Source organism: Bradyrhizobium monzae (genome assembly GCF_021458635.1).
GTDB lineage: Bacteria > Pseudomonadota > Alphaproteobacteria > Rhizobiales > Xanthobacteraceae > Bradyrhizobium.
In genome coordinates, this window is the sequence record NZ_JAIRDQ010000004.1 from 312,118 (window position 1) to 337,570 (window position 25,453).

The window sequence follows — 25,453 nt, forward strand, 5'->3', positions numbered from 1 at the left end:
CTACCAGGTGTAGCGCACGACACCCTTGCCAGCGTAGGAGCGCGTGACGTTCGAGAACTCGCCCTCGAAGGTTGCCGACGCGGACCAGCCGTTCATCCAGTTCATCTGGACCGACGCCGTGGTCAGCGCAGAATCGCGTGCCAGCGCGGCACCGTTCACGACGAAGGCCGATCCCGGCAGCGTCTGGAACACTGCGCCGACCGCGCGATCCGGATTGAAATCATGCGCCCAGGCCGCGCGGCCGCGCAGCGTCAGCACGCCGCCCGCGGCAGCAAACGATCTGTCGGCGCGCAGGCCGAGCTCGGTGCGGGTGCTGGTCACGTCCCTGGCGGCATAGTTGAGCGCGAAATTATTGTTGCCGACCACGGTGAATTCCGAATAGCTCGGCAGGCTGAACATCGTGGCCTGGAGCGCGGCATAGGGCGTCAGCCCGATCCACGGCGTCGCCTGGCGATAGCCGCCCTCGATACGACCTGAAACGGCGTTGGCATTGAACTGCGCACGCAGCTGATCGGTGCCGGCGACTGTGACGATGCGGTTGGTGGTGACATCCTGCCAGCCATAGGCCAGCGCGGCCGTGACATAGGCAGGCCCTGCATTGTAGCGAACGAACGCGCCGGCCTGGAACAGATCCGAGTGGCCCCAACCGAGGCCGTTGACGCCGAAGCCGGTGCCGCCGCCGGCGAGCGCGAAGCCCGCGACCGTCGAGGGTGAGAAGCGATAGTCGAGACCGACCGCCGTGCCGTAGACGCTGCTGGTCGTGTTGTTCGAACCGAGCGCCGCATTGCCGTCAGTGGTCTGCGAGCCGCCGTAGCCGGCAGCCCAGACATCCCAGCGCTGCTCGAATGTCGGCGATGGCGCCTTGCGCTGGATCGAGGCAAAGGCGTCGCCGGGGCGCTTGCCGGAAGCAGCCGCGCTCGTTTCGTCGACGTAAGGCGTCGCGCCTGAAGTGCCGCTGCGCCCCGCGCCGTACACGTCGGTCAACAGGCTCATGAACAGGTTCATCGCATTGAACGTCGTCTGCTGCGATCCCGTTGCCGGCTCGCCGGAGGCCTGCGTAAGGCCGGCGGGCGAGAGGTTCGCCAGCGCCACGGGAAGGCTACCCGTGGTGTTGAAGTAGCGTGTCAAAGCATTGGCAACGTTCTGCTGATTGATATTGAGACCGCCACCATAATTCAGCGCGAGATCGAGAAATACATTGCTCGGGTCGTAGCTCAGGCTGGCCTGGAGATTCGACGAGAGCCCCGCCACGACCGGGTTGAACTTGTCGGGCAACGTGCCCGCAGTCAGGATCGTGTAATGCTTCGCGATCAATCCGGTCGGAACGGCCACGACCGTGGCGCCGCCGAGCGTTGCCGTTCCCACCACGACCGCGATGCCATTGCTCGTGCCAGACAACTGCACCACGTAGCTCGACGTCGATGTGAACGAGAGATTCCCTGACACGGTGAGCGTGCCGGTTGGGCTGCCCGGCGCCAGCGCGCCGCCGTTGACGGAGATGGAGCTTCCGACCGTGCCGGCGCCGCCAAACGTGCCGCCCGCCGCGACGCTCACATTGCCGTTGATGGTGCCGGCGAGCATCAGCGTGCCGCCGAGCACGTTCCAGTCCTGATTGCCGGTGCCCGTCACCGTCCAGGTCGAGCTGTCGACCTTGTTGAAGGTCGAGAAGCCGTCGTACTGGAGGCCGGTGCCGATCAGGTCGAGATTGAACGTATCCTTGCCGGTCCCGCCAAGCTGGAAGGTATCGGTGCCGGTGCCGAGCACGAGGCCGTTGATGACGCTGCCGGGCCCGAGCGTAAGCGTATTCGGGCCGCAGCTACAAAACTCGATCGCGGCAAAGCCGGTCGCGGCGTTGATGGTGCCCGAATTGAAGACGCTCGCGCCGCCATTCACGCTGATGCCGATACCGTTGGCGCCGACGGTGATGGTGCCGGTATTGACGACCTGATTGGTCGTACTCGCCGTGTACACGTCGATGCCGAAGCCGGAAGCGCCAACGGTGATCGTGCCATTGTTGGTGACGAGGTTGGAGTCGCCGGCGACGAAGATGCCTTCGGCAGAATCGGCTCCGGTGATCCGTCCGCTGTTCGTGACCGTGCCGGACAGGCCGGAATAGCCAACGGCCACTCCGTAGAAGCCGACACTGATCGTCCCGTTTTGGCTGATCACGCCCCGGTCGCCCTGCACCGAAATCCCCACCCCGCCGCCGTCGCCCGCGGTGATCTTGCCGCCGTTGGTCACCTTGGCGTCATCGCCCAGCACCGAAATGCCCATGCCGAAACCGACGGCCGTGATGGTGCCGAAATTGCTGACGGTCTCAAAAGCGCCTTGCATGAGGACGCCGACGGCGCCCTGGCCCACCGAGATCGTGCCGGTCGCTGTGTTGGTGACCGTATTGCCGTCGGCGCTCGCCACAATGCCGCTGGAGAAACCGCCGACCATGATCGCGCCTGCATTGGTCACGAACCCGCCGCCAAAGACGGAGATTCCGGTCGAATCGCCGCCCCCGGTGATCGTGCCCGTCGCGGCATTGGTGATCGTGTTGGCCTGCCCCGATAAGATACCTGTCGCCAATATCCCAACCGTCAGACCGCCACTATTGGTGACGGTATTGTTGTCGCCGACTGAGATCGCGGCGCCATGGTCGCCCGTCGTGACCGTTCCGGCATTGGCGATGACATTGTGATCGATCGCAAGGATGCCGAGGCCGTTGCCGAGCACCGTGATGGTGCCGTTGTTGGCGACGATGTTCGAATTGCCCACGCTGATACCGGTCAGGCCCGAGCCTGCCGACAGCGTTCCATTGTTGGTGACGGAATTGGAGTCGTTGACGCCGATCGAGACCGAGCCGTTGTCGTTCACCGTCACGCCCGACAGCACGTTGACGCTGAGACTGTTGACGCCGACGCCGGCCTGAAAGCCATCGGCATCGTTGCCACTACAGGTGACGGTCTGGCCGCTCGCAGCCGGATCGGGTGCACATTGTGCGTTAGCCGAGGTCGTCGAAAGGACGAGGCCGAACAAGAGCGTCAGGATTGCCGATGCGCCAGCGGATGCCACGGCGCCATTACGGCGCAGGCCACCCTGCGGCCTCGATAGTCCCGCGCCCCTCACGTCACACCTCAAGCCATGCTATTCCGCCGCAGAACTTAGGCCATGAGAAGTTTCCGTAGAACTACGCTCGCCACGAATGCGTCGGTTTAGCGCACAACCCGTGCAGAATCCGACAGCTATGTTGCAATCGCGCCACGGTTTTGCTCGGCGGAGCTACCATTCCGCACAAAAGCACGCCCCGGCCAAGCCGCGCGTCGGCCGCGACCGCCTAGTAATTGCTCGGCGCCGCCTCATTCGGGATGCCGTCGATCGGGCATTCGGCAGTCCCCGGTGTCGAACGCGTCATCGCCTCGACCATGTCGCGCGTGCCTTCGGGATCCGCGATCCAGTTCTTGTAGAAATCATAGGGGCAGGCCGCGACGCCGCGCGGGCTCTCGCCGGAATTGATCATGCCGGTATAGCCACGGTGGACCAGCTTATAGAGGTGGTTCTGCGACTGGCCGTTGCGGCGGGCATCGCGGATCAGATGCTTCGAGAGTTGGGCGTATTGGATGCCGTACTCCTCCTCGCCGCACTCGCCGAGCGTGCGGCCGTCGAAGCCGATGATCGCGGAGTGGCCGAAATAGGAATAGACGCCGTCGAAACCGGCCGCGTTGGCGACCGCGACATAGACGTTGTTGGCCCACGCCATCGCCTTTGAAATCAGAACCTGCTGCTCCTTGGCCGGATACATATAGCCCTGGCAGCGCACGATCAGCTCAGCGCCCTTCATGGCGCAGTCGCGCCAGATCTCGGGGAAGTTGCCGTCGTCGCAGATGATCAGGCTGACCTTCATGCCCTTCGGGCCTTCGGAGACGTAGGTGCAATTGCCGGGATACCAGCCCTCGATCGGCACCCACGGCATGATCTTGCGATACTTCTGCACGATCTCGCCCTTGTCGTTCATCAGGATCAGGGTGTTGTAGGGCGCCTTGTGTGGATGTTCCTCGTGCCGCTCGCCGGTCAGCGAGAACACACCCCACACTTTGGCCTTGCGACAGGCCTCCGCGAAGATCGCGGTCTCCTCGCCGGGCACTGCGGAGGCGGTCTCGTACATCTCCTTGGAGTCGTACATGATGCCTTGCGTGGAGTATTCCGGGAAGATCACCAGATCCATGCCGGGCAGACCGGCCTTCATGCCCACCAGCATGTCGGCGATCTTGCGAGCGTTGTCGAGCACCTCGGCCTTGGTGTGCAGGCGCGGCATCTTGTAATTGACCACCGCGACGCCGACGGTGTCGTTGCTGCTGGAAATATCGCCGTGAAGCATTTGGGCCGCTCCTGTCTTTTATTCGTTTGAGGTCATCGCGTGGCGTTAGTGGCTGATCATCCAGGGCCGCGCGGTGGGAAAGCCCTTGGCGCCGCTCTTGGTCTTGGTCACCAGCCGCGCCGGCTTCTTCTTGTCCGTCGCGTTCTTGTCCTTGACCGTCTTGCCCGATGAGCAGCAGCCGCAACCGGGGCCGTGCGAGGCCTTGTATTGCGCGAGCGTCTGCGGTGCGTACGTGCTGCGCTCGTTAACGGCGTGCGCCTTGCGCTTTTCCGCCGGCATGCAGAAGAAATTCGGCGCGGTCAGGATCACGCGCGGCGCCGATGCCTCGCAATGCGGGCAGTCTTGCGGATCGTCGCATTCCGCCATCGGACGCAGATCCTTGAACGGACCGCAATCGTCACAGAGATATTCATAGACCGGCATCTTGTATCCCTTCGCGCTCAGTGATGTCCGCTTCACCTCTCCCCGTAAGAACGGGGAGAGGGAGCGCAGCGTCATTTGTCCGGCGAGATCGGCATCTGGATATCGCCGGTGATGTGCTTGATGGGTCCGGCCACCGACGGCATCACGTCGAAGTCGAAGATCTCGGTCGGCAACCACAACGTGGCGCAGGCATTGGGCACGTCGACCACGCCGGAGATGTGCCCCTGGCATGGCGCGGTGCCGAGGATCGAATAGGCCTGGGCGCCGGAGTAGCCGAACTTCTTCAGGTACTCGATCGCATTCAAACAGGCTTGCCGGTAGGCGATGTGGACGTCGAGATAATGCTGCTTGCCGGCCTCGTCGACCGAGATGCCTTCGAAGATCAGATAGTCCTTGTAGTTCGGCGTGATCGGCGACGGCTTGAAGATCGGGTTCTTGATGCCGTATTTCGACATGCCATCCTTGATCACCTCGACCTTCAGATGCAGCCAGCCGGCCATCTCGATGGCGCCGCAGAAGGTGATCTCGCCGTCGCCCTGACTGAAGTGCAGGTCGCCCATCGAGAGACCGGCGCCGGGCACATAGACCGGGAAGTAGATTTTTGAGCCGCGCGACAGGTCCTTGATGTCGCAATTGCCGCCATGCTCACGCGGCGGCACGGTGCGCGCACCTTCCGCACCGATCTTGGCTTTCACGTCACCCTTGGCACGGCCGCCATGGGCGGTCGCCGCGAATGGCGGGTTGGCAAGACCAGGCACACGGGTCGGGTTGGTCGAGATCAGCTCGGCCTCGCGCTTGTTCCAGGTCTCCAGCATCTTCGGATCGGGCAAGCAGCCGATCAGGCCGGGATGGATCAGGCCGGCGAAGTTGACGCCGGGAATGTGACGCGACGAGGTGTAGAGGCCCTTGATGTCCCAGATCGACTTCTGCGCCAGCGGGAAATGATCAGTGAGGAAGCCGCCGCCGTTCTGCTTGGAGAAGAAGCCGTTGAAGCCCCAAAGGCTCTCCTTCATGGGACCGACGTCGAGCAGGTCGACGACCAGGAGGTCGCCGGGCTCCGCGCCCTTGACGCCGATCGGGCCGGAGAGGAAGTGCACGATCGAGAGATCGATGTCGCGCACGTCGTCGGCGGAATCGTTGTTCTTGATGAAGCCGCCGGTCCAATCATAGGTCTCGATGATGAAATCGTCGCCGGGATTGACCCAGGCCACGATCGGGATGTCGGGGTGCCAGCGGTTGTGCACCATGTCATTTTCGTAGGCCGACTTGGTGAGATCGACCTTGATCAGTGTCTCTGGCATAGAGAGGCTCCCCTGTTACTACGGTTGGTTAGACGGACAGATATTTTGAGACCTGCGCGGCATCGACGCTGTCGCGCGGGTCGTCGCGCACGATCGCGCCGTTCTCGATGACCAGCACACGGTCGGCGATATCAAGCGCGAAGCTTAGGACCTGCTCGGACACGACGATCGACAGGCCCTTTTCGTCGCGGATGCGTTTCAGCGTGCGTGCCATGTCCTTGATGATCGACGGCTGGATGCCTTCAGTCGGCTCGTCGAGCAGCAGAACCTTCGGCTTGGTCGCGAGCGCGCGGGCAATCGCCAATTGTTGTTGCTGCCCGCCGGAAAGATTGCCACCACGGCGGCCTTTCATCTCCAGCAGCACCGGGAACAATTCGTAGATATCGGCGGGCACTTCGGTCCCGCCGGACACGACGAGGCCGGTCTCGATGTTCTCCTTCACCGTCATGGTCGAGAAGATCATGCGACCCTGCGGCACATAGGCGAGGCCCTTGGCCACGCGCTCATAGCTCGGCAGGCCGCCGAGTTCCGCGCCGTCCATCGTCACCGATCCGCTTTTCGCCGGCAGGATGCCCATCAGCGATTTCATCAGCGTGGTCTTGCCCATGCCGTTGCGGCCCATGATCGCAACGATCTCGTTGGGCGCGACCTTGACGTTGAGCCCGTGCAGCACCTCACTCTGGCCGTAGGCGACGTGGAGATCCGAAATAGCCAGCATCGTCACGCCTCCTTAATGGCCCAGATAGACTTCGATGACCTTGGGATCGTTCTGCACCTTCTCCATGGTCCCTTCGGAGAGGATCTGGCCCTGGTGCAGCACAGTGACCTTGTGCGCGATGTCTTCGACGAACTTCATGTCGTGCTCGATCACCAGCACCGAACGGTTCTTGATGATGCGGTTGAGCAGCTCCGCAGTCTTGGTCCGCTCGGAGACGCTCATGCCGGCAACGGGCTCGTCGAGCATCAGGAGATCCGGGTCCTGGATCAGCAGCATGCCGATCTCGAGCCACTGCTTCTGGCCATGGCTGAGCAGATCGGCGCTCATGTTCAGCCGATCCTTCAGGAAGATCATCTCCGCGACTTCGTGCACGCGGTCGCGCACGGCGGCGTCGCGGGTAAAGGTCAGCGCACCGAACACCGAGCGGCCGCGCGGGTAGGAGATCTCCAGATTCTCGAACACTGTGAGATCGTCGTAGATCGACGGGTTCTGGAACTTGCGGCCGACCCCGGTCTTGACGATCTCGTTCTCCTTCATCCGCGTCAGCTCCTTGCCGCGGAACTGGATCGAGCCTGACGTCGCTTTGGTCTTGCCGCAGATCAGGTCGAGCACCGTGGTCTTGCCGGCGCCATTGGGCCCGATGATGACGCGGATCTCGTTCTCGTCGACATAGAAGGAGAGATCGTTGACCGCCTTGAACCCGTCGAAAGAGACGGTCAGGGCTTCGACAGCGAGCAGGAATTCCTTGGGCTGATGACCGACGAGCATGATCTATCTCCTCACTGCCAGCGTGGCATCGGCATCGTGATGACCGACGAGCATGATCTATCTCCTCACTCGGCCGGGGCGCCGTCGGCGACCGAGCCGTCGGTCCAGCCTTCAGGTTTGGGTTTGCGCGACGAGATCAGGCGATCGATGCGCGGCTGCACATAGTCGCCCCAGATCCCGGCAAGACCGTTCGGGAATGCGAGAACCACAGCGATGAACAGACCGCCGAGCCCGAACAGCCACAATTCCGGAAATGTCTCCGACAGGCTGGTCTTGGCGAAATTGACCAGCAGCGTGCCGTAGATGGCGCCGAGGATCGACAGCCGGCCGCCGACGGCGGTGTAGATCACCATTTCGATCGACGGCACGATGCCGACGAAGGACGGTGACATGAAGCCGACATTGAGGGCGAACATGGCGCCGCCGATCGCGGCGAACACGGCGGCGATGCAGAAGGCGAAGATCTTGAAGTTCGCAACGCTGTAGCCGGAGAATCGAACCCGGTCCTCCTTCTCGCGCATCGCAACCAGAATACGTCCCAGCTTGGAGTGCCGGACGAACTGCGCAATCATGATGCAGACGAACAGGCAGCCGACCTCAAAGAAGTACAGCACGACCTTGGCGTGGTCGGGCCTGATGTCCCAACCCTTCAGGGTGCGCAGATCGGTCATGCCGTTGATGCCGCCGGTGTAGCCTTGCTGGCCCACGATCAGGATGGTGAGGATGGCCGCAACCGCCTGGGTGATGATGGCGAAATAGGTGCCGCCGACCCGGCGCTTGAACATCGCGGTGCCGATGATCAGGGCGAAGATGCCGGGCACGAGAATGATGGCCGCAATCGTGAAGGTCAGGCTGTTGAAGGGTTTCCAGAACAACGGCAGCGCCGTGATCTGATTCCAGTCCATGAAATCCGGAATGCCGGGGGTCGACTGGATCTTGGTGTTCTCCACGCTCGATGCCTCGAGCTTGAGGAACATCGCCATGCAGTAACCACCGAGCCCGAAGAACACGCCCTGGCCGAGGCTGAGAATGCCGCCATAGCCCCAGCAAATCACCAACCCCAGTGCGACGAAGGCGTAGGTCAGGTACTTTGCCACCAGATTGAGCCTAAAGACGTCGAGCGTGAGCGGAAGCACCACCACCAGGAAGACCGCGAGCACCAGAATTCCGATCAGCTCCGATCGATTGACGAACCGATTGTCGGTCATTGCATCAGCCTTCCGTTTCTCACTTGCGGACCTTGAGGGCGAACAGCCCCTGCGGCCGCAGCATCAGGATTCCGACAACGGCGAGCAGCGTCAGCACCTTGGCCATCGAGCCCGACATGAAGAACTCGAGGGTGGATTGCGTCTGCGAGATCGAGAAGGCCGAGGCGATGGTGCCGAGCAGGCTCGCGGCGCCGCCGAACACGACCACGAGGAACGTGTCGACGATGTAGAGCTGTCCTGAGGTCGGGCCGGTCGAGCCGATCATGGTGAAGGCTGAGCCCGCGACGCCGGCGATGCCGCAGCCGAGACCGTAGGTGTAACGATCGACCTTTTCGGTGTTGATGCCGACGGCACCGGCCATGATGCGGTTCTGCACGACGGCCCGGACCTGGCGGCCCCAGCGCGACTTGTACATCACGTATGCGACGCTGATGGTAATCAGGACTGTCAGGCACATCACGAAGACGCCGTTGATCGGCACTTCGATGCTATCGGTGACGTGAAGCGAGCCGAGCATCCATTGCGGCAGCTCGACGCCGACCTCGCGCGCGCCGAATACGGAACGATAAGCCTGCTGCAACATCAAGCTGAGCCCCCAGGTTGCAAGCAGCGTGTCGAGCGGGCGCTTGTAGAGATGCCGTATCAGCACCCATTCCACCAGCATTCCCAGCGCGCCGGATGCGACAAAGGCGAGGATCATCGCGAGGAAGAAGTAGCCGCTGAACAGGCTCGGCAAATAGGCCTGAAAGAAATTCGAGGTCATCCAGGTGACGTAGGCCCCGAGGATCATGAACTCGCCATGGGCCATGTTGATGACGCCCATCTGGCCGAAGATGATCGCAAGTCCGAGCGCCATCAGCACATAGACAGAGAACAGGATCAGTCCTGCAAAACCCTGCATGACGAAGATGGAGCCAAGGTCACCAAGCGAGTAGTCGCCGAACATCGATGTCCTCCGTCAGGGATGAGGTCCCGCGTCACGAACAGATTCGCGACGCGGGGGTCTTGGGCGTGGACTTGCAATCCACGCCAGGGAGAGGCTTGGTGGCGAGGGGACCGGCGACGAACGCCGGGGCTCTTACTGGTAGCCCTTGGGGAACGGATCCGGTTCGACGAGATCGGCGGTCTCGTAGATCAGTTCGAACTGGCCATCGAGCTTGGCGCGTCCCACCCGGGTCTTCGACCAGAGGTGATGGTTCTCGTGGATGCGCACATAGCCTTCCGGCGCGCCCTTGAACTCGACGCCGGGAGAAGCCGCCGCAATCTTGTCGACGTCGAAGGAGCCCGCCTTCTCGACGGTCAACTTCCACAGCCACGGGCCGAGATAGGCAGCCTGGGTGACGTCTCCGATCACGGTCTTTTCGCCCCACATCTTCTTGAACGCGGGCACGAAGGCCTTGTTGTTCGCGTTGTCGAGCGACTGGAAGTACTTCATGCAGGCATAGGCGCCCGCGATGTTCTCACCGCCGATGCCGTCGATTTCGTCCTCGGTGACCGAGATCGTCAGCAGCGCCTGCTTGGAGAGGTCGATGCCGGCGGCCTTGAGCTGCTTGTAGAAGGCGACGTTGGAGCCGCCGACCACGTCGGTGAAAATCACGTCGGGCTTGGTCAGCTTGATCTTGTTGATGACCGAGTTGAACTGGGTGTTGCCGAGCGGATAGTACTCCTCGCCGACGACCTTGCCCTTCAGCACGTTCTCGACGTGCTTGCGCGCGATCTTGTTGGAAGTGCGAGGCCAGATGTAGTCGGAGCCGATGAAGAAGAACGACTTCGCGCCCTTCTCCTTGGCGATCCAGTTCAGGCCGGCGAGGATCTGCTGGGTCGCCTCCTGGCCGGTGTAGATCACGTTCTTGGACTGCTCGAGACCTTCATAGAAGGTCGGGTAGTACAGCATGCCGTTGTACTGCTCGACGACCGGCAGCACCGCCTTGCGCGAGGCCGAGGTCCAGCAGCCCATGATCGCCGCGACCTTGTCGTTGACCAGCAGCTTCTTGGCCTTCTCCGCAAAGGTCGGCCAGTCGCTGGCGCCGTCTTCCTGGATGAACTTGATCTTGCGGCCGAGCACGCCGCCGGCGGCGTTGATCTGCTCGATGGCAAGCTTTTCGGCCTCGATCGAGCCGGTTTCGGAGATCGCCATGGTGCCGGTCGCCGAATGCAGGATGCCGACCGTCACCTCAGTGTCGGTGACCGCAAGGCCGGTGGTGTTGACCGCCGAGGTCGCCGGGGCCTGCGCAAACGACGCCCGCGGCAGCATCGTGACGGCCGGTATGGCCGCCATTCCCATCAATAGTTTGCGCCGGAGCGGCGACAACAGGCCCTTGTTGGTTTCGTCTGACATGAGCACCCCACTGTTTGTTCGAGGACACGCGATTGGTGTCGTGAGGATGGCTCGAATTTGTGCACCGCAAGCATACGCAAGATCGCGTATACTGCACCGCAAAATACCGACGTAGGCTTTTGGTACGGGATTTGCGAGGTCGCGAGAGGTTCGGACGAGTTCGGGAGTGGGGTTCGAGTGGCAGGGCGGCAGCGAATAGACCGCGTCAGGCGCCAGTACAATCAATGGGTCGCCAACCAGACGCTGGAAGACTACGCGCTGCGCTTCACCGCCAAGAGCGCGCGGCGCTGGTCCGCCGCTCGCGTCGCCAACACCGCAATCGGTGCAATCTCCTTCCTGGTGCTGGAGGCGATCGGCGGCACCATCACCCTCAATTACGGCGTCACCAACGCCGCGGCCGCGATCCTCGTCGTCTCCACCATCATCTTCTGCTGCGGCGTACCGATTGCCTATTATGCAGCCAAATGCGGCATCGACATTGACCTCCTCACGCGCGGCGCCGGCTTCGGCTATATCGGTTCGACCGTCACCTCGCTGATCTACGCCTCCTTCACCTTCATCTTCTTTGCGGTCGAGGCGGTGATCCTGGCGACCGCGCTGGAGATGTGCCTCGGCATCCCGCGCCCGATCGGCTACCTCATCAGCGCCGTCGCGATCATTCCGCTCGTGACCTACGGCATCACGCTGATCAGCCGCTTCCAGCTCTGGACGCAGCCGCTCTGGATAGTCCTGCACATCCTGCCCTTTGCCGCGATCGCCTGGGCCAGCCCGCACTCCTTCACGGAATGGCACAAATTCGCCGGGGAGCACGGCGACCTCGGTGGCCATTTCGATCTGTTGCAGTTCGGTGTCGCATCCTCCGTGGTGTTCTCGCTGGTGGCGCAGATCGGCGAGCAGGTCGACTTCCTGCGATTTCTGCCGCGGGACCGCCGCACCTCCAGGGCCTCCTGGTGGATTGCGCTGATGAGCGCAGGGCCCGGCTGGATCGTGCTCGGCGCACTGAAACTTCTGGCCGGCTCGTTCCTCGCCTTCTTTGCGCTCAGCCACGGCGTGCCGCCCGAAGAGGCGGCCGAGCCCGCCCATATGTATCTCGTGGCCTTCCGCTACGTGCTGTCGGATCCGGACCTCGCGCTGGCGCTGACCGGCTTCTTCGTGGTGCTGTCGCAGATCAAGATCAACGTCACCAACGCCTATGCAGGCTCGATCGCCTGGTCGAATTTCTTCTCCCGCCTGACGCACAGCCATCCCGGACGCGTGGTCTGGCTGGTGTTCAACGTGATGGTGGCGCTGCTGCTGATGGAGATCGGCGTCTACAAGGCGCTGGAGCAGACGCTCGCGCTGTACTCCAACGTCGCGATTGCCTGGGTCGGCGCGCTGGTGGCCGATCTCGTCATCAACAAGCCGCTCGGGCTCCGTCCCCCGCAGATGGAGTTCAAGCGCGCGCATCTCTACGACATCAATCCCGTCGGCGTCGGTGCCATGACGCTCGCGATCATCGTGTCGATCGCGGCGTTCTACGGCCTGTTCGGCCCGACCATGAAGGCGCTTGCCGCCTTCGTCGCGCTGACGGTGGCTTTCGTCACCGCCCCGATCATTGCCTGGCTGACCGACGGAAAATTCTACATCGCGCGCAAGCCGAAGCGGAGCTGGGCCAACATCGAGGCGATCCAGTGCTGTATCTGCGAGCATAGTTTTGAACCGGAGGACATGACGTCCTGCCCCGCTTACGCCGGTCCGATCTGCTCCTTGTGCTGTTCACTCGATGCACGCTGCCACGACCTCTGCAAACCGCACGCGCGGGCGCAGGTGCAATTTTCCGATGCGCTCGGCAAAATCCTGCCGCAACCGATCTATCAGCGGATCAACTCGCAGTTCGGCCACTATATCGGCGTGTTCGTCGTTTCCGCCGGCCTCGTCGCATTGGTGCTCGGGCTGATCTATCTCCAGACCTCGGCGAGCGTGCATGGCGAGAACTCGCTTGTCTCCAACGTGCTGTGGAAGGTGTTCTTCTCGCTCAGCATCATCATCGGCGTGGTCGCCTGGCTGTTCGTGCTGGCGCAGCAGAGCCGCCGCGCCGCGGAGGCCGAGACACGGCGGCAGACCACGCTGCTGATCCAGGAGATCGACGCGCACAAGCGCACCGACGCCGAACTCCAGCGCGCCAAGGAAGTTGCCGAGTCCGCCAATCTCGCAAAGAGCCGCTATGTGGTGGGGCTGAGCCATGAGCTTCGCTCGCCACTGAATGCGATCAGCGGCTATGCCCAACTGCTGGAGCAGGATGCGACGCTCAACACCAAGCCGCGTGACCAGGTCCGCGTCGTCCGCCGCAGTGCCGATCACCTCTCCGGCCTGATCGACGGCATTCTGGACATCTCCAAGATCGAGGCGGGACGGCTTTACCTGTCCCGCGACGAAGTCCGCTTGAGCGAATTCCTCGATCAGCTCGTCGGCATGTTCCGTCTCCAGGCCGGCGCCAAGGGCATCGACTTCGTGTTCAGGCGTCCCGCGACATTGCCGACGGTGGTCTATGCCGACGAGAAGCGGCTGCGCCAGGTGCTGATCAACCTCCTCTCCAACGCTATCAAGTTCACGCAGACCGGCAGTGTGCAGTTTATCGTGCACTACCGCAGTCCCGTCGCCGAGTTCGAGGTGACCGACACCGGCCCCGGTATCCAGGGCGACGACCTCGAACGCATCTTCGCGCCGTTCGAGCGTGGCGCGCTCGGGGTGTCGCAGCCGCAGACGGGCACGGGACTGGGGCTCACCATCAGCCGGCTGCTTGCCGGTGTGATGGGCGGCGACATCAAGGTCGCTAGCACCGTTGGACGCGGCAGTACGTTCAAGGTGAAGATGCTGCTATCGGAGGTCAGCAACCCCAGGCGCATCGCGCCGGTGGAAGCGCCGATCTCCGGCTATCACGGGGCACGCAAGACCATTCTCGTCACCGACGACGATCCCGTGCATCGCGACCTCCTGCGCGAAGTGCTGACGCCGCTCGGCTTCATCCTGCTCAGTGCCGCCGACGGGCCAGGCTGTCTCGCGCTGGCGCAGCATTGCCGACCCGACCTGTTCCTGCTCGACATCTCGATGCCGGGCATGGATGGCTGGACCGTGGCGGAACAGCTGCGCGCCGACGGCCATCACCAGGCCCGCATCCTGATGGTGTCCGCGAGCGCACTGGAGGCGCACGGCGCGCCGCTCGCACAGCCCTTCCACGACGGCTATCTGATGAAGCCGATCGACATCCCACGGCTGCAGGAAACGATTCGCCAGTTGCTCAAGATCGAATGGCAATACGGCTCCGACGAAATCGTGGTACCACTGTGGCGGCCGGACAGCGGCTCGCGGCCGCCGGTCAGGCACATCGAGGCGCTGATCGGACTCGGCCAGATCGGCTACGTCAAGGCGATCCAACTGAAACTGGACGAGATTGGCAGCGAGCATCCGGAGCATGCCGACTTCGTCGCGGAGATGCGATCGCTGGTCGATCGCTTCGATCTCGACCAATACATGACAACATTGAAAACACTGCATGCTTATGAGCATTGAGCCGAAAAAGCGCGACGTCGCGCTCGTCGTCGACGACTCGCCCGAAACGCTGCGGCTGCTGACCGACGCGCTCGACGGCGCCGGAATGACTGTGATGGTGGCGCTCGACGGCGCCAGCGCGATGCGCATTGTCGACCAGATCACGCCCGACATCGTGCTGCTCGACGCCGTGATGCCCGGGCTGGACGGCTTCGAGACCTGCCGTCGGCTCAAGCGCGACGCGGGCCTTGCCAACGTTCCCGTGATCTTCATGACGGGCCTCGCCGAGACCGAGCACATCGTGCGCGGGCTGGAGGCCGGCGGCGTCGACTACGTGACCAAGCCGATCGTGATCGAGGAGATGCTGGCGCGCATCCGCGTCCATCTCGGCAATGCGCGGCTGACCCAGAGCGCGCGTACCGCGCTCGACGTCTCCGGCCGCTTCCTGTTCGCAGTCAACCGCCAGGGCCACATCCTGTGGGCAACTCCGCAGGCGCAAAAACTGCTGGCGGATCATCACGGCACGCAGGCCGACGACTTCGTCCTGCCGCCGTCCCTGCTGCAATGGCTGGAGCAGACGAAGGGCAAGGGCAGCGCGAAGTCTCAGGCCGCTTCCCTGCCCGACAATCCGCAACTTCGGTTCTATTACATGGGCGAGACCGCGCCGAACGAATTCCTGCTGCGGCTGTCCAAGGAGTCCGGCACCGCGCTGCCGCCCGAATTCACCAGCGAGCTCGGCCTCACCACCCGCGAGGGCGAGGTGCTGGCCTGGCTCAGCAAGGGCAAGACCAATCGCGACATCGCGCAGATCTTGGGATTGAGTCCGCGCACCGTCGACAAGCATCTGGAGCAGATTTACGCCAAGCTGGGCGTGGAGAACCGGACGGCCGCGGCAGCGATTGCCACGAATGCGACGCGAAGGAATTCGTAGCGGGACTGCGGGTGAGTTGGGACGTCGCCGACAACAACAACGGTGTCGTCCCGGCGAAGGCACTAAGGCATGCACGTATCTCTGAGGCTCCATCCTGCTGCGACGGCTTGGAAGTATTCGAGGCCGTTCTTGAAGGTGATCGGGCCCGGCGGCTTGGACGATGGGTAGCCGTCCCAACCGCCCAGGCGGCCGATGATCCATGCGGCCCAGGCGAGGCTGTCGGGCGGGTGCGGGTTCTTGAGTCGCTTGCTCTTGGCTTCGAGTTGCTTGTTGAGAGCAGCAAGCGCGCCGATTTCGCCGTCGTTGAAGGCAACGCGACGGGGCTGCTGACCGCCACCGCGCGCTTGCAGAAGCTGGATCGTGATGACAGCCGCCTTGGCGGCTATAGCGACCAGCTTGAGAAGGCGATCGGCGGTTCCGATCTGGCTGTCTTCAAGCTTGAGGCCTTGTGCCTTCAGGACGCGGAAGAACTGCTCGATAATCCAGCGCTGCCTGTACCACCGCACGATACGCCAGGCATCTTCGATGCCGGCGACCTCGTGAGAGGTCAGAAGCCGCCAGTGCAGCGGCTCCACGCCGACTTCGGCATTGATCTCGCGCACATCAACCACCGCCAGCGGCAGGCTTTTCGGCAGATCACGCAGGAACTTACTCTGTGGGCGGCAAGCTCGATCGTGCCAAAGCGAAGTTCGAGCTGGGCCAGACGTGCCGGCCGCGCGGCGCGCGCAGGCAGTTGGACCGTACGCCGATCCACCGCGGCCATGGCATCGCTGGCCTCATATAAACCGTTGCGGTCTGCAAGCTTGCGATCATGCATGCTGCGCGCGATGACGTGGAAGTGTTGCTCAGCCGAACTGGCATAGAGGGCAAAGATATCGCTCTCGCGATCACCCAGCACTGTCACCGCCGAGGCCTTGGTGAGCAGCGGCCTGGCCGCAACGGTGGTGGATATCCAGCGCTGCGATTCCTTGTCCGATAATTCCCGATCGTCGTGCGGGGTCGTACGGCGGCCTTTGCGCGTCCATATCTGTCCGCTCAAAAGCCCAAGACGCGCCATCGTCGGCATCTACCGCCAGCAGCGGATGCAACAGCACCCCGTAATTATTGCCTTTGCCGATTTCTCCGAGCCCGCGCCGTCGTTGCGGCGTCGTGTTGAAGTGGATCTCGCTGGTATCCTGGATGGCCAGCACGTGGCGGCCTTCTACCGCCGTGGTCGTGCGTTCGCTCCAGCCTTCGACGATCCGCTCCGCTGTCACCTTGTCGTGGCCGAGAAAGCGGTTGAACCGCACTTCCAGGGCCCGATCTCCCCTGGAGAGCCGACGCAGGCAGACCGTCTTGCTCGCAACCATGCGTTCGACGAGCGCCGCCCCCCTTTATCGAGACGACAATCCCAGAACCGACCCAAGGTCCAATCGATGCCTGACACCATCCAACACCTCCGCCAAAGCCGAAGTGTCGCAATAGGAATCACACAAACTGCCGATTCGGGAATCCCCCCCGGGCAACTTCTTGCCAAACCAGTTATGTGCATGCCTTAGTGCGTTCGCAGGGACGACAGCGGAGTGCGGGCGATTGCGACCGCCCCTTACACGAACCGCCCCCTCACCCATACACAAACGCCTTATCGTCCAGATCCGTCTTCGGGATCTCGTCCTTCTCGGTCCAGTAATCCTGGCTGTGCTGCCATTCCGGCTTGTCGCCGCGCTTGGGCAACAGGTTCATGTCGCGCATGATGTAACCGGGGTTGAAGTTCTCCGGATCGATCCAGGGCAGGATCGGCATGTTGTGGTCTTCGGCGCGCAGGCTCACCTCGACCTTCCTGCTGCCCTTCGCCTTCATGTGGCCGAGCAGCCGGCAGACGAAGTCCGCAACGAGATCCACACGCAGCGTCCAGCTCGCACGGAAATAGCCGAACACCCAGACCATGTTCGGCACGCCCGTGAACATCATGCCGCGATAGGTCACGGTATCGCCGAAGGCGAGAGGCTTGCCGTCGATCTCGAAGGCAATGTCGCCGAGCGACGAGAGGTTGAAGCCGGTCGCGGTGACGATGACATCGGCCTCGAGCAGCTTGCCGGATTTGAGCTGGATGCCGTTCTCGACGAAGCATTCGATCTCGTCGGTGACGACCGAGGCCTTGCCGCTGGCAATGCCCTTGAAGAGGTCGGCATCAGGCACGAAGGCGATGCGCTGCCGCCACGGCCGATAACTCGGCGTGAAATGCGTCGCGACGTCGTAGTCGGCGCCGAGCACCGCGCTGATCTGGCCGATCAGCTCCTTCTTCACCTGCTCCGGCTTGGACAAGCAGAGCTTGGTGAACGCATCCTGCTCCAACAGAATCTTGCGGCGGACGATCTCGTGGATCCAGGCCTCGTCGACCTGGAGCCGGCGCAATTCCTCCGCGATCTCGATGGCATTGCGGCCGAGCCGGAAATAGGTCGGCGAGCGCTGCAGCATGGTGACATGCGCGCACTCATCAGCGATGTTCGGCACTAGCGTCGCCGCGGTCGCGCCCGAGCCGATCACGACGACCTTCTTACCCGCGAGGTCGATGTCATCCGGCCAGGCTTGCGGATGCACGATGCGCCCCTTGAAGTGATCCATCCCCTTCCATTCCGGCGTGTAGCCTTCGGAATGGCGATAGTAGCCCTGGCACATCCAGAGGAAATTGGCGGTGAAGATCTTTGCTTCACCCGTGTCGGTCGTCACCGCCTCGATGGTCCATAGATTCTGCTCGCTCGACCAGCTCGCCGAATTGATCTTGTGCTTGTAGCGGATATGGCGGGCGATATCGTTGTCGTCGATCACCTCGTTCATGTAAGCGAGGATTTCCTCAGCGGTGGCGATCGGCGGCCCGACCCAGGGCTTGAAGCTGTAGCCGAAAGTATGGAGATCGCTATCCGAGCGAATGCCGGGATAGCGATGCGTGCTCCAGGTGCCGCCGAACGTCGCCTGCGTCTCCAGGATGACATAGCTCGTGCCCGGAAGCTGCTTGGTGACGTGATAGGCGCTGCCGATGCCGGAGATGCCGGCTCCGACGATCAGCACGTCGAAATGTTCTGAAGCCTGTTTGGCCGTGGCGTGACTGCGAACAGCGACATTCATTGTTGCTTCTATGCCTTGTCTTGTTCTGGCCGCCTTGACTGGCGACGCGTTTCCTCCGCGACGGGCAAGGTTGCCAACCGCGCTTCCTCTGCAAAATGACATAGATCAAGTCGCGATCAAACTACAACGCCGCGCCCCAGCTCCGCGCCGTCTGCAAGATCCAGTCGCGATAGAGCGTCAGCGGCGTGACCCCGGTCAATCCGCCGCAACCGGCAGCGCCATTTGGCCCCGTCGACCAGCTGATGACGCCGACAAGCACGGCGCCATTGGGCTTGTCCTCGAACACGGGGCCGCCGGAATCGCCGGTGCAGGCGCCGATTCCGTCGCGAACACCGTTGGTTACGGGATCGACCAGGCGGATCTGGAACGTGCCGGGCTGGCCGGTGGCAGCGAGACTGGCAACGCGAATCGCACCGCCACTCTTGCCGTCGCCGCGCACGGTGACGCCGATACCGGCAATGGTGAAGCGGCTGCCAACCTGAATTGGAATATTTGGCATGCCGACCGGTATCGTCGATTTTCCCTTGAGTGGAATTTCCAGTTGCAGCAATGCCACGTCAGCCGTGGCGCGATGCGATTGCATGGCTTGCATGTTGAAGCCGGGATGGATCGCAACAGTGCGCACATTCAACAGCTGTGGCGCACCGTCGACACCGCGATCGACGATCTTGTAGTCCGCACCGGGCTGCACGCAATGCGCGACGGTGAGCACCAGTTTCGGCGCGACCAGACTTCCGGTGCAGAAATTGCCGCGCGAGCCCACGATGGTGACGACCGCGCGCGCGACGCCATCGATCTGCGGCGTACCGCCGCCGACGATGGCATGAGCGGGCGTGGCGAGCAGCAGCGCTGAGACGACGAGAGTTGCAAGCTTCTTCATGGGAACACGCTTCTAGCGTCGGCATCGATGGTGATACGCGATTGCTTCGGACTGGCCCTTGCCGATAGCGCATGCTAGCCCTCTTGGAAAGGGAATGACGAGGGCAAGATAGTGGCGATCGAGGCTGTGATCTTTGATTTTGGCGGCGTATTGACGAGCTCGCCGTTCGAGGCCTTTTCGCGGTTCGAGACCGAGCGCGGCCTGCCCGTCGACATCATCCGGCGTACCAACGCCGCCAATCATCTGGAAAACGCCTGGGCCAAGTTCGAGCGCGCCGAGGTCGATGTCGACATGTTCGACAAGCTATTCGCGGAGGAATCGCGCGCACTCGGCGCCGAAGTGCGCGGCCGCGAGGTGCTGCCGCTGCTCCAGGGCGATCTGCGTCCCGAGATGGTCGAGGCCCTGAAGCGCATCAAGGCACAATTCAAGACCGGCTGCATCACCAACAATCTGCCGGCCAACGCCATCGGCAGCATGACCGGGCGCTCGCTCTACGTCGCGGAGGTCATGGTGCTGTTCGACCACGTCATCGAATCCGCCAAGATCGGCCTGCGCAAGCCCGACCCGCGCATTTACCAGCTGATGGTCGAGACGCTGAAGGTCGATCCGAAGAGATGCGTCTATCTCGACGACCTCGGCGTCAATTTGAAGCCCGCGCGCGAGATGGGCATGGCCACGATCAAGGTCACCAGTGGTGCGCAGGCGATTGCCGAGCTCGAGGCGGCGACGGGGCTGAAGCTGGGGTAGTCTATCATCCTCGTTGCAAGAAGCCGTAGGGTGGGCAAATCGTACTGCGTCAAGCGAAGCGTGCCCACCACAAGCATATGGTGGGCACGGCGCGATGCGCCTTTGCCCACCCTACGAGAACTTACTCCGCCGCAGCAGCGATTCGCTCAGGAAACGCGGCCGCCAGCGCAGCACGATCCGGCTTCAGCACACCGCGTTCGGTGATGAGACCGGTCACAAGACGCGCCGGGGTGACGTCGAACGCGTAGTTCGCGACCGGCGATCCCTCCGGCACGATGCGGACCGTTTCCAAGCGGCCATCGGCCGTGCGACCGGTCATGTCGGTGACCTCAGCGCCGCTACGCTGCTCGATCGGAATGTCGCGAATACCGTCATCGACCGCGAAATCGATCGTCGGCGACGGCAGCGCCACGTAGAACGGCACGTTGTTGTCATGCGCGGCGAGCGCCTTCAGGTAGGTACCGATCTTGTTGCAGACGTCGCCATTGGCGGCGACGCGATCGGTGCCGACGATAGCGAGATCAACCATGCCGTGCTGCATCAGATGCCCGCCGGTATTATCAGGGATCACCGTATGCGGCACGCCGTGATGACCGAGCTCCCAGGCGGTGAGCGAGGCACCCTGATTGCGCGGCCGGGTCTCGTCGACCCAGACATGGATCCTGATACCGCGCTCATGTGCAAGATAGATCGGCGCGGTCGCGGTGCCCCAGTCGACGGTGGCGAGCCAGCCTGCGTTGCAATGGGTCAGCACGTTGACCGTCTCGCCCGGCTTCTTCTTCGCGACGATCGCCTCGATCAGCGCGAGGCCATTGCTGGCAATGCCGCGGTTGATCTCGACATCCTGCTCGACGATCTCGTCGGCCCTGGCGTACGCTGCTTCCGCACGTTCGACCGGATCGATCGGTGCGAGCGTCGCGCGCATTTCGTCCAGCGCCCATTTCAAATTGATCGCGGTCGGCCGCGCCACGACCAGCGCCTCGTAAGCGCGCTTCAGGCCCGCATCGGAGGCATCCTCGCGCATCGCAAGGGCCATGCCGTAAGCTGCCGTTGCGCCGATCAGCGGCGCGCCACGCACCAGCATGTCGCGGATCGCAACCGCCGCGTCCTCGCACGAGGTCAGTTTTGCAACGACGAACTCATGCGGCAGCCGCCGCTGGTCGATCGCGCCGACCGACCAACCGTCGTGCTCGCGCCAGATGCTGCGGAAATGCTTGCCGTCGACCTTCATGGCATTCTGCCTTTTCGTCCCTCGTCGTGCGTCTCAACCGCGCAGGATGCGCCCGGCCACCGCATCGAGCTTCTTCAGAAGCTCGGGATCGCGCGCTTCGGGCGCGGTGATCAGCGCGGTGTCGAGCGCGCGATCCGAACCGATCGGACACGGCTCATGCTCGCGCGGAAAATCCTTGGCGAGGCGAGCGACCAATGCCTTGGCCTTGTCGGCGTTTGACGTCAGCACGCGGATGATATCCTGCACGGTGACGGCGTCGTGATCGGGGTGCCAGCAATCGAAATCGGTCACCATCGCGACGGTCGCGTAGCAGATCTCGGCCTCGCGGGCGAGCTTTGCTTCGGGCATGTTGGTCATGCCGATCACGGAATAGCCCAACGTCTTGTAGGTCATGCTTTCGGCATAAGTGGAAAACTGCGGCCCCTCCATGCAGACATAGGTGCCGCCGCGCGCGATCGCGATGCCCTCGGCTGCAGCCGCCGCGGCAAGGTGGATGCGCAGCCGCGGCGAGACCGGATGTGCCATCGAGACATGCGCAACGCAGCCTTTGCCGAAGAACGAGCTCTCGCGCTTGTGGGTGCGGTCGACGAACTGGTCAACGAGGACAAAGGTACCGGGCGGCATCTCCTCCTTGAAGGAACCGCAGGCCGATAACGAGATCAGGTCGGTGACGCCGGCACGCTTCAGCACGTCGATATTGGCGCGGTAGTTGATGTCGGAGGGCGACAGCCGATGTCCCTTGTCATGACGCGGCAGGAACACGATCGGCAGGCCTGCGATCGTGCCTCGGCGCACGGGCGCCGACGGCTCGCCCCAGGGGCTCTTGATCACCTCTTCGTGCGCGCCCTCGAGTCCCGGCAAATCGTAGATGCCGGAGCCGCCGATGATGCCCAATACCGCCTGCGCCATGCCTGCTCCACCCGTTCGCCTCGTGCGACATGGTTAAGCTATGCCAGTTTTGCGGCGGTTTTGGAACGGGGTGGTGGTGACCCGCGGCGACGCGGCGGTATACTTAACTCAGGCCGCCGTCGCGGGCTGCAGCTGGGTCGCAACCATGCGCTCCAGCGTCTCGACGGACTGGAAATTCTCCGGCGTGATCTCGGTTTGCGGAATGGTGAAGTCGAATTCGGCTTCGACGCCCAGCATCAGATTGACCATGTCCATCGAGGTCAGGCCGGCATCGACGAGTTTCGTCGACGGCGTGACATCGGCGGTGAGCGAGTTCTGCGCGAGGATGCCCTTCACCAGCTTGGTGATGCGGTTGCGCAAATCGGTATCGAAGGCCTGCATCGGCAAATTCCCATCTGTCTATAAAAGGTCGGCCGGTTGCCGGGTACGATGGGCACGACGGGCCGATCCCGCAATGGGCGTCACCATTACTTCGCGTTTCTTAGTAAACGATGACTCAGATTGTCTGGAATTCGGGCTTCTTCCAAATCCCTAACACGACACCGGGATTTTCGACGATGCAAACAACCGGGCCTTAACTGTTCGTTCGGAATTTCAGTTCGTTTACCCTCTATTTCATCGACGAATTTGAATTAAATCCGTAGCCTCCAATCACAAGCAAAGATGGTCGGATGATCGCGAACGGCATCGCAAAAGGTGTCTGCGGTTTCGAACGACGAAACGGAGGCGGACGAGCATGAACGTGCGTGAAGCAGTCCTGACTGTCGACGAGACGCAAGCGAGCCTTTTCGAAGGTCCTTCCTTGATCGAGCGTGCGGCTCGCACCGCCAGCGTGGCGGCGGCCGACGCTGACGGCGTCGATCGCGACGCCCGCTTCCCTCATAAGGCGTTCGATACCGCGCGCGAGCAGAAGCTGCTCGGCGTGATGATCCCGGTCGAGTTCGGCGGCTTCGGCGCCTCGGTCTACGACGTCACGGACATATGCTACACGCTCGGACGCGCCTGCGCCTCCACCGCGATGATCTACGCGATGCATACGACCAAGGTCGCCTGCGTGATCAGGCACGGCCACGGCATCCCCTGGATGGAGACCATGATGCGCCGGGTCGCTCGCGACCAGTGGCTGCTCGCCTCTTCCACCACCGAGGGCCAGAACGGCGGCAATATCCGCGCCAGCGCGGCCGCGGTCGACCATGCCGGCGACATCGTCTCGCTGGTTCGCGACGCCACCGTGATCTCCTATGGCGCCCAGGCCGACGGGCTCGTCACCATCGCCCGCCGCGCCACCGAGGCCGCTGCTTCCGACCAGGTGCTGCTGGCGCTCGCCAAGGACGATTATTCGCTGAAGCAGACGCAGGGCTGGGAAACGCTCGGCATGCGCGGCACCTGCTCGACCGGTTTCGAGCTGAAGGTCGATTGCTCCGCCGACCGCGTCTTCCCGGAAGCCTATGACAAGATCCACGCCCAGACCATGACGCCGTTCGCGCACCTGTGCTGGTCGTCGACCTGGGCCGGCATTGCCGCCGCCTCGGTCACGCGTGCGCAGGCTTTCGTTCGCAAGGCGGCCCGCAGCTCCGGTGGTCAAATGCCGCCGGCGGCCGCGCACTTCACCGCCGCGAAAATGTCGCTGGCCAAACTGCGCGCATTGATATCGGCCAATCTCGACGCCTTCGCCCGCGCCGAGCATGACGAGCGCGCGCTCGGCTCGCTCGATTTCCAGTCCTCGATCACGCTGTTGAAGGTGCAGGCCTCGGAGCTCGCGGTCGAGACCGTGATGCACGCGATGCGAACTGCGGGCCTGTCCGGCTACCGTAACGACGGCGAGTTCACGATGGGGCGCCATCTTCGCGACGTGCTGTCGTCGCCAATCATGATCAACAACGACCGCATTCTGGCCAACGCCGCCACCTCGACGCTGATGAGCGGCGTGCCGACAAGCCTGCGGGACTAACAAGCCTTCGCGACTGACGCGCTTTAGAGACCAACAAGAATAATTGCAGATAACAGGAAGTCGAAAATGAACATTGCCGTTCTCCCCGATTCACCCGAGACCGCGCCGCAGGCCGCGGATCCGCTCGATCATCTCGCCAACAAGCTGTTCCACCCGATGGGGTCGGACGGCGTCTATGCTCGCACCGCGCTCTATGAAGGCGTTGTCGAACGTCTCGCCGCGCTGATCACCAGCAATCGCGAAGCCGGCACCGAGGTCATGCGCTTTCCGCCGGTGATGAGCCGCAGCCAGCTTGAAAAATCCGGCTACCTCAAGAGCTTTCCGAACCTGCTCGGCTGCGTCTGCGGCCTGCATGGCACCGAACGCGAGATCAACGCCGCAGTGAGCCGCTTCGATGCCGGCGGCGACTGGACCTCGTCGCTGTCGCCGGCCGATCTCGTGCTGTCGCCCGCGGCCTGCTACCCCGTCTATCCGATCGCGGCCAGCCGCGGCCAGCTGCCGAAGGGCGGCCTGCGCTTCGACGTCGCTGCCGACTGCTTCCGTCGCGAGCCGTCAAAGCATCTCGACCGGCTGCAATCGTTCCGGATGCGCGAATATGTCTGCATCGGCACGCCCGATGACGTCGCCGATTTCCGCGAACGCTGGATGGTGCGGGCGCAGGCGATCGCAACCGATCTCGGCCTGACCTTCCGCGTCGACTATGCCAGCGACCCGTTCTTTGGCCGCGTCGGCCAGATGAAGGCGGTGAGCCAGAAGCAGCAGCAGCTCAAGTTCGAGCTCCTGATCCCGCTGCGTTCGGAAGAGCAGCCGACCGCCTGCATGAGCTTCAACTATCACCGCGAACATTTCGGCACGACCTGGGGCATCCAGGACGCCAATGGCGAGCCCGCGCATACCGGCTGCGTCGCCTTCGGCATGGATCGCCTGGCTGTCGCGATGTTCCACACCCACGGCACCGATCTCTCCGCCTGGCCCGCCAAGGTGCGAGGCCTTCTGGGCATGCAGCCGCTAGCTCCGGTTGATGCCCACGGCGAAGGCTGGCGCTAAGGTAA

22 protein-coding genes are annotated in these 25,453 nt (G+C 62.9%); 5 read left to right on the top strand and 17 right to left on the bottom strand.

The annotated features are described in order from the left end of the window. The 9 genes from K3F49_RS17850 to urtA all read right to left on the bottom strand — a co-directional run bounded on the left by K3F49_RS17850 (nucleotide 1) and on the right by urtA (nucleotide 11,119). Nucleotides 1-3,114, bottom strand: a complete 3,114-nt coding sequence (locus K3F49_RS17850; protein WP_452101106.1) for an autotransporter outer membrane beta-barrel domain-containing protein — start codon at nucleotides 3,112-3,114, stop codon at nucleotides 1-3. Nucleotides 3,115-3,322: 208 nt separating this feature from the next. Beyond that, nucleotides 3,323-4,363: an aliphatic amidase gene (locus tag K3F49_RS17855; protein WP_234682261.1), complete on the bottom strand. Its 1,041-nt coding sequence runs from the start codon at nucleotides 4,361-4,363 to the stop codon at nucleotides 3,323-3,325. Between the two features lie 45 nt (nucleotides 4,364-4,408). Continuing rightward, nucleotides 4,409-4,786, bottom strand: coding sequence for an FmdB family zinc ribbon protein (locus tag K3F49_RS17860; protein ID WP_234682262.1), 378 nt, complete (start codon nucleotides 4,784-4,786; stop codon nucleotides 4,409-4,411). A gap of 71 nt (nucleotides 4,787-4,857) precedes the next feature. Further along, nucleotides 4,858-6,087: a formamidase gene (fmdA, locus tag K3F49_RS17865; protein ID WP_234682263.1), complete on the bottom strand. Its 1,230-nt coding sequence runs from the start codon at nucleotides 6,085-6,087 to the stop codon at nucleotides 4,858-4,860. 28 nt (nucleotides 6,088-6,115) lie between these two features. Then, nucleotides 6,116-6,805: an urea ABC transporter ATP-binding subunit UrtE gene (gene urtE / locus K3F49_RS17870; protein WP_148777473.1), complete on the bottom strand. Its 690-nt coding sequence runs from the start codon at nucleotides 6,803-6,805 to the stop codon at nucleotides 6,116-6,118. 12 nt (nucleotides 6,806-6,817) lie between these two features. After that, nucleotides 6,818-7,573 (bottom strand): urea ABC transporter ATP-binding protein UrtD, encoded by a 756-nt coding sequence (urtD, locus tag K3F49_RS17875; protein ID WP_027531396.1) that lies wholly within the window; start codon nucleotides 7,571-7,573, stop codon nucleotides 6,818-6,820. Nucleotides 7,574-7,638: 65 nt separating this feature from the next. Further along, complete coding sequence (urtC, locus tag K3F49_RS17880; protein ID WP_234682264.1) at nucleotides 7,639-8,781, bottom strand: urea ABC transporter permease subunit UrtC; 1,143 nt, start codon at nucleotides 8,779-8,781, stop codon at nucleotides 7,639-7,641. A gap of 19 nt (nucleotides 8,782-8,800) precedes the next feature. Continuing rightward, nucleotides 8,801-9,727 (bottom strand): urea ABC transporter permease subunit UrtB, encoded by a 927-nt coding sequence (urtB, locus tag K3F49_RS17885; protein WP_234682265.1) that lies wholly within the window; start codon nucleotides 9,725-9,727, stop codon nucleotides 8,801-8,803. Nucleotides 9,728-9,859: 132 nt separating this feature from the next. Further along, a complete protein-coding gene (gene urtA, locus K3F49_RS17890) occupies nucleotides 9,860-11,119 on the bottom strand; it encodes an urea ABC transporter substrate-binding protein (protein ID WP_234682266.1) in 1,260 nt (419 codons plus the stop codon). A 177-nt stretch (nucleotides 11,120-11,296) separates the two neighbouring features. Between urtA and K3F49_RS17895 the strand changes: the two genes are divergently transcribed. Together K3F49_RS17895 and K3F49_RS17900 are read left to right on the top strand one after the other, a co-directional pair. Beyond that, complete coding sequence (locus K3F49_RS17895; RefSeq protein WP_234682267.1) at nucleotides 11,297-14,668, top strand: hybrid sensor histidine kinase/response regulator; 3,372 nt, start codon at nucleotides 11,297-11,299, stop codon at nucleotides 14,666-14,668. Further along, nucleotides 14,652-15,578: a response regulator gene (locus K3F49_RS17900; protein ID WP_234682268.1), complete on the top strand. Its 927-nt coding sequence runs from the start codon at nucleotides 14,652-14,654 to the stop codon at nucleotides 15,576-15,578. The genes K3F49_RS17895 and K3F49_RS17900 overlap by 17 nt, the downstream gene beginning before the upstream one ends. 62 nt (nucleotides 15,579-15,640) lie before the next feature. Here the strand turns inward: K3F49_RS17900 and K3F49_RS17905 are convergent, their stop codons facing one another. The 5 genes from K3F49_RS17905 to K3F49_RS17925 form a co-directional block, all read right to left on the bottom strand. Further along, nucleotides 15,641-16,180: a transposase gene (locus K3F49_RS17905; protein WP_234682269.1), complete on the bottom strand. Its 540-nt coding sequence runs from the start codon at nucleotides 16,178-16,180 to the stop codon at nucleotides 15,641-15,643. Then, a complete protein-coding gene (locus tag K3F49_RS17910; protein WP_234682270.1) occupies nucleotides 16,126-16,476 on the bottom strand; it encodes a hypothetical protein in 351 nt (116 codons plus the stop codon). The genes K3F49_RS17905 and K3F49_RS17910 overlap by 55 nt, the downstream gene beginning before the upstream one ends. Then, nucleotides 16,466-16,927, bottom strand: coding sequence for a hypothetical protein (locus tag K3F49_RS17915; protein WP_234682271.1), 462 nt, complete (start codon nucleotides 16,925-16,927; stop codon nucleotides 16,466-16,468). Before K3F49_RS17915 ends, K3F49_RS17910 begins: the two co-directional genes overlap by 11 nt. A 253-nt stretch (nucleotides 16,928-17,180) precedes the next feature. After that, a complete protein-coding gene (locus K3F49_RS17920; protein WP_234682272.1) occupies nucleotides 17,181-18,683 on the bottom strand; it encodes a flavin-containing monooxygenase in 1,503 nt (500 codons plus the stop codon). 121 nt (nucleotides 18,684-18,804) lie between these two features. Beyond that, entirely contained in the window at nucleotides 18,805-19,563 is a 759-nt protein-coding gene (locus K3F49_RS17925; protein ID WP_234682273.1) for a S1 family peptidase, read from the bottom strand. Nucleotides 19,564-19,674: 111 nt separating this feature from the next. Between K3F49_RS17925 and K3F49_RS17930 the strand changes: the two genes are divergently transcribed. Beyond that, nucleotides 19,675-20,310: an HAD-IA family hydrolase gene (locus tag K3F49_RS17930; RefSeq protein ID WP_234682274.1), complete on the top strand. Its 636-nt coding sequence runs from the start codon at nucleotides 19,675-19,677 to the stop codon at nucleotides 20,308-20,310. A 121-nt stretch (nucleotides 20,311-20,431) separates the two neighbouring features. Here K3F49_RS17930 and mtnA read toward each other — a convergent pair whose 3' ends face one another. The 3 genes from mtnA to K3F49_RS17945 form a co-directional block, all read right to left on the bottom strand. Next, nucleotides 20,432-21,541: an S-methyl-5-thioribose-1-phosphate isomerase gene (gene mtnA / locus K3F49_RS17935; protein ID WP_234682275.1), complete on the bottom strand. Its 1,110-nt coding sequence runs from the start codon at nucleotides 21,539-21,541 to the stop codon at nucleotides 20,432-20,434. Between the two features lie 33 nt (nucleotides 21,542-21,574). Then, entirely contained in the window at nucleotides 21,575-22,450 is an 876-nt protein-coding gene (locus K3F49_RS17940; RefSeq protein WP_234682276.1) for an S-methyl-5'-thioadenosine phosphorylase, read from the bottom strand. Between the two features lie 108 nt (nucleotides 22,451-22,558). Further along, entirely contained in the window at nucleotides 22,559-22,831 is a 273-nt protein-coding gene (locus K3F49_RS17945; RefSeq protein WP_148777482.1) for a phosphopantetheine-binding protein, read from the bottom strand. Nucleotides 22,832-23,186: 355 nt separating this feature from the next. Between K3F49_RS17945 and K3F49_RS17950 the strand changes: the two genes are divergently transcribed. Both K3F49_RS17950 and K3F49_RS17955 read left to right on the top strand, forming a co-directional pair. Then, nucleotides 23,187-24,401, top strand: coding sequence for an acyl-CoA dehydrogenase family protein (locus K3F49_RS17950; RefSeq protein ID WP_234682277.1), 1,215 nt, complete (start codon nucleotides 23,187-23,189; stop codon nucleotides 24,399-24,401). Nucleotides 24,402-24,467: 66 nt separating this feature from the next. Continuing rightward, nucleotides 24,468-25,448: an amino acid--[acyl-carrier-protein] ligase gene (locus K3F49_RS17955; protein WP_234682278.1), complete on the top strand. Its 981-nt coding sequence runs from the start codon at nucleotides 24,468-24,470 to the stop codon at nucleotides 25,446-25,448. Nucleotides 25,449-25,453 lie beyond the last annotated feature (5 nt).